5 protein-coding genes are annotated in these 4376 nt (G+C 71.3%); 4 read left to right on the plus strand and 1 reads right to left on the minus strand.

The genetic code is table 11. The annotated features are described in order from the left end of the window. The first annotated feature begins 242 nt into the window (after nucleotides 1-242). The 4 genes from AC1DY5_RS43855 (at nucleotide 243) to AC1DY5_RS43870 (ending at nucleotide 3833) form a co-directional block, all read left to right on the plus strand. Entirely contained in the window at nucleotides 243-1490 is a 1248-nt protein-coding gene (locus AC1DY5_RS43855) for an acyl-CoA dehydrogenase family protein (protein ID WP_478120682.1), read from the plus strand. After that, entirely contained in the window at nucleotides 1487-3139 is a 1653-nt protein-coding gene (locus AC1DY5_RS43860) for a rhodanese homology domain-containing protein (RefSeq protein WP_478120683.1), read from the plus strand. The genes AC1DY5_RS43855 and AC1DY5_RS43860 overlap by 4 nt, the downstream gene beginning before the upstream one ends. 60 nt (nucleotides 3140-3199) lie before the next feature. Continuing rightward, a complete protein-coding gene (locus tag AC1DY5_RS43865; RefSeq protein ID WP_478120684.1) occupies nucleotides 3200-3571 on the plus strand; it encodes a YitT family protein in 372 nt (123 codons plus the stop codon). 121 nt (nucleotides 3572-3692) lie between these two features. Further along, nucleotides 3693-3833 (plus strand): hypothetical protein, encoded by a 141-nt coding sequence (locus AC1DY5_RS43870; protein ID WP_478120685.1) that lies wholly within the window; start codon nucleotides 3693-3695, stop codon nucleotides 3831-3833. 24 nt (nucleotides 3834-3857) lie between these two features. Here the strand turns inward: AC1DY5_RS43870 and AC1DY5_RS43875 are convergent. Continuing rightward, on the minus strand, nucleotides 3858-4376 hold a 519-nt coding region (locus AC1DY5_RS43875; protein WP_478120686.1), incomplete at its 5' end, for an aminotransferase class I/II-fold pyridoxal phosphate-dependent enzyme.

A 4376-nucleotide genomic window follows, 5' to 3' on the forward strand; every position in this document is an offset into this window, starting at 1 on the left:
GCCATCGGGCCCAGGGCGCCGAGGCCGGCGGCCGCTCCGGCCGACTGCAGCCAGCGGCGGCGCGACCATGCGCTCGGCGCTGCGTTGCTGGAAAGAGATGTCATGGGCTGTCGTCGTTCGTGTGGTGCTGGAGAAGCGCGACCGTACTGCGCATGCCGGCCGGGGCGAAGGCAGGATTTCGAGTTTCGATATGCGGCTTGCGTTGTTTCGCGCCCGCGGGGTGGCGGCTAAGGTTCGGCCCCATGAGTTCCCAAGTCCTGCGCCGCCTGCCGGTGCCACCCCACGAAGACGATGCGCTGCTCGCGCGGCTGTCGGCCCGCTTTGCCGAGACCGCAGCTGACCACGACCGGAGCGGCGCCTTCCCGCGCGACAACTTCACGGCACTGCACGATCACGGGCTGATCGCGCTGGTCGCGCCGCGGGCCCACGGCGGCGGCGGCGCATCGCTCGAGGACGCGCGCCGCGTGCTCGCAGCGGTGGCCTACGGCGAGCCGGCGACCGCGCTGATCCTCACCATGACCTGGCTGCAGCATCACGCGATCGGCCGCACCGACTGCCGCTGGCCCGCCCACCTACGCGAGCGCGTGCTGCGCGACGCGGTGCGCGACGGCGCCCTGATCAACACATTGCGTGTGGAGCCGGCGCTCGGATCGCCGGCCCGCGGCGGCCTGCCGGCCACGACCGCGCGCCGCGATGGCGAGCGCTGGGCGCTCCGCGGCCACAAGCTCTACACGACCGGCATCGAGGGGCTGCGCTGGCTGTCGGTGTGGGGCCGCACCGACGAGCCCGAGCCGCGCGTCGGGGTGTTCCTGGTTCCGCGCGACGCAGCGGGCGTTCGCGTGGTGGCGAGCTGGGACCACCTGGGCCTGCGCGCTTCCGGCAGCCACGAGGTGATCTTCGAGGACGTCGCCCTTCCGCTCGACCATGCGGTCGACCTGCGCGCCCCGGCCGATTGGGCAGCGGACGCCGGCAGCCAGACCGACGTCGATGCCCATGCCACTCAGCAGGCCTGGATGGTGGTGCTGCTGGGCACGCTGTACGACACGCTCGCGCGGGCCGCGCGCGACTGGCTGCTCGGCTTTCTCAACCGGCGCGCGCCGAGCGGCCTGGGCGCGGCGCTCGCCAGCCTGCCGCGCGTGCAGGAGACGGTCGGCGAGATAGAGGCCTTGCTGCGCAGCAACCGCGTGTCGCTCGACCATGCGGTGGCCCGGGTCGATGCCGGCCAGTCGCCCTCGTCGACCGAGAGCGGGTTGCTGAAGTACAGCGTCACGAACCAGGCGGTCCGCGCCGTCGAACTGGCGCTGCACCTGAGCGGCAACCATGGCCTTGCGCGTCAGAACCCCCTCGAGCGCCACTACCGCGACGTGCTGTGCAGCCGCATCCACACGCCGCAGAACGATGCCGTGCTGGTGGCTGCGGGGCGGGAGGCGCTGGCCGGCGCGTTGGCGCGATACTCCGGGACCGATCCGACGAGCCTCGAACGACCATGACCGCCGCCCTTGCCCCGACTCTCAGCCCCCGCGCGGATGACGCCGGCTTTTTTCCGACCTTCGCCGTCGCCTCGATGCGCGCGAAGCTCATCGCCCGCGAGGAGATCGCGCTGCTCGACGTGCGGGAGGAAGATCCCTTCGCGCAGGCCCATCCGCTGTGGGCTGCCAACCTTCCGCTGTCGCGGATCGAACTCGATGCCTGGCGCCGCATTCCACGCCGCGACACGCTGCTCGTGGTCTACGGCGCGCACGACGGCGTCGACCTGGCGCCGCTCGCCGCGCGCCGGCTGGCCGCGCTGGGCTACACGCGCGTGCACCTGCTCGAAGGCGGCCTCGAGGGCTGGCGCGAGGCCGGCGGCGAGCTGTTCCGGGACGTCAATGTGCCGAGCAAGGCTTTCGGCGAACTGGTCGAGCACGAGCGGCACACGCCCTCGCTGTCGGCGCAGGAGGTCAAGGCCTTGATCGACGCCCGCGCCGACGTGGTGGTGGTCGATGCGCGCCGCTTCGACGAGTACCAGACGATGAGCATCCCGACCGCGACCAGCGTGCCCGGCGCCGAGCTGGTCTTACGCGTGCGCGAACTCGCCCCCGACCCGGCCACGCAGGTGATCGTCAACTGCGCGGGCCGCACGCGCAGCATCATCGGCACCCAGTCGCTGGTCAATGCGGGCTTGCCCAATCCGGTCGCGGCGCTGCGCAACGGAACCATCGGCTGGAAGCTCGCCGGGCAGGTGCTCGACCACGGTGCGTCGCGCGGGGCGCCGGCAGCGGGCGAAGCCCATCGCGTCATGGCACAGGAGCGGGCAGCCGACGTCGCCCGGCGCGCCGGCGCGCGGTGGATCGCCTTCGATGCGCTGGCGACGCTCGAAGCGCCGGAGCGCAGCGTCTACCGCTTCGATGTCCGGACGCCGGAAGAGTACGAGGCCGGGCACCTGCCGGGATTCGCCAGCGCGCCCGGTGGGCAACTGGTGCAGGAGACGGACCACCAGGTGCCGGTGCGAGGCGCGCGCATCGTGCTGGCCGACGCCGATGGCGTGCGGGCGCCGATGACGGCGTCCTGGCTGGCGCAGATGGGTTGGGAGGTCTACGTGGTCGAGGCGCAGGCCGAGGCGGCGCGCAGCGTCCGCGGCGCCGCGCCGGCGCTGCATCCGGAGCCCCCTCCGGTGGCCGAAGTCACAGCGGACGAACTCGCGAAGGCGCTCGGCGACGCGCCGGGACAGACCGTGGTCATCGACGTCACGACCGGCGTCAACCATGCCAAGCGGCATATCCCCGGCGCCTGGTTCGCCATCCGGGCGCAGTTCGCGCAGGCGCTCGATGCCATCCCGCCCGCGCGCCGCTATGTGCTGACCTGCGGCAGCAGCCTGCTCGCGCGCTTCGCCGCGGCTGACCTGCGATCGCTGCTCGACGCGCGCGGCAGCGATGCCGGCGTCGAAGTGCTTGCCGGYGGCAATGCCGCATGGTTTGCCGCCGGCCTTCCGGCCGAGACCGGCTGGCACCATGTCGCGACCCGGCCGACCGACCGCTACTGCCGACCCTACGAAGGCACCGATGCACCGGTCGAGGCGATGCAGGGCTACCTCGATTGGGAGTTCGGCCTGGTGGCGCAGCTGGCGGCCGACGGCACGCACGGCTTCCGGGTGCTCTGAACCGGCCGGCCGGGCATTCGAATTGCGTGGCTGGGCGAAGCCATCGAAGATGGCGCCACCATGACCGATTCACCACCCGCCTCCCTGGATACGCCCGTCGACGACAGCGTGGCGAGCCAGCGCCACGCGAAGACCGAGGATGTCATCGCGATCGCCTCGGCGACGCTCATGATTTCGCTGGCACTGACGCTCTACAAGTGCGCGGGCCTGCTGACCGGCGGGGTGTCCGGTGTGGCCTTCCTCGTCCACTATGCGAGCGGCGTCGAATTCGGCAGCGCCTTCTTCGTCCTCAACCTGCCTATCTACTGGCTGGCCGTGCGCCGGCTGGGATGGGCATTCGCCGGCAAGACCTTTGCCGCCGTCGCCGTGCTCTCGCTGCTCACCAACCTGGCGCCGTCCATGCTCGCGGTCCAGTCCGTGCATCCCGCCTAAGCGAGCGTGGTGGGGGGTGTGCTGCTCGGGTGCTGTTCCGCCACAAGGCGAGCCTGGGAGGCATCGGCATCCTTGCCGCCTACCTGCAGGAAGGGCACGGCTGGCGGCCGGCTATGTGCAGATGGCGACCGACTGCGTCATCGTGGCGGCCGCCTTGTTGGTCGTCGAGCCTTCGCGCATCGCCTGGTCGATCCTGAGCGCGGTGGTGGTCAACTTGATCCTTGCGGTGAACCACAATCCGGGTCGCTACAACGGCTTCTGAATCCGGGGCTCTCCAAAGGGCCGCTCAGGGACGAAAGGGGATTTCCCAGGCCAGCTTCGGGCGCGCCGTCGTCGAGGCCGGCTTGACCGCTGCGGCTTGCTCGCGCAGCACTTTGGCGAGTGCCGCGATAGCGCGGTCGATCTGGTCGACGCTGGCCGTCACGAACGACAGCCGCAAGGTGCGCGGGTCGGGCTCGTGGGCGTAGAAGGGCGCCCCGGGCACGAAGGCCACGCCACGCTCGACGGCTGCCGGCAGCAGCTGCGTCGCCGACAGGCCCTCGGGCAGCCGCAGCCACAGGAACATCCCGCCCGCCGGCGCGTTGTACTGCACGTCGACGCCCTGCATTTCGCGACCCAGCGCTGCCAGCATGGCGTCGCGCTGGGCGCGGTACAAGGCGCGGATCGTCGGCACGTGGCGTTCCATGAAGCCGTCCTTCATCACCTCGAAGGCCAGGCGCTGATTGAAGCTCGGCGTATGCAGGTCGGCCGCCTGCTTGGCCTGCAGCAGCTTCGGGAAGATGGCCTTGGGCGCCACCATGAAGCC

It is taken from the genome of Variovorax sp. P4_D9 (assembly GCF_056401695.1).

Bases quoted from the DNA above. Each gene is read 5' to 3' on its own strand.
- AC1DY5_RS43865 (WP_478120684.1), top strand. From the start codon at position 3,200: ATGACCGATTCACCACCCGCCTCCCTGGATACGCCCGTCGACGACAGC.
- AC1DY5_RS43870 (WP_478120685.1), top strand. From the start codon at position 3,693: ATGGCGACCGACTGCGTCATCGTGGCGGCCGCCTTGTTGGTCGTCGAG.
- AC1DY5_RS43855 (WP_478120682.1), top strand. From the start codon at position 243: ATGAGTTCCCAAGTCCTGCGCCGCCTGCCGGTGCCACCCCACGAAGAC.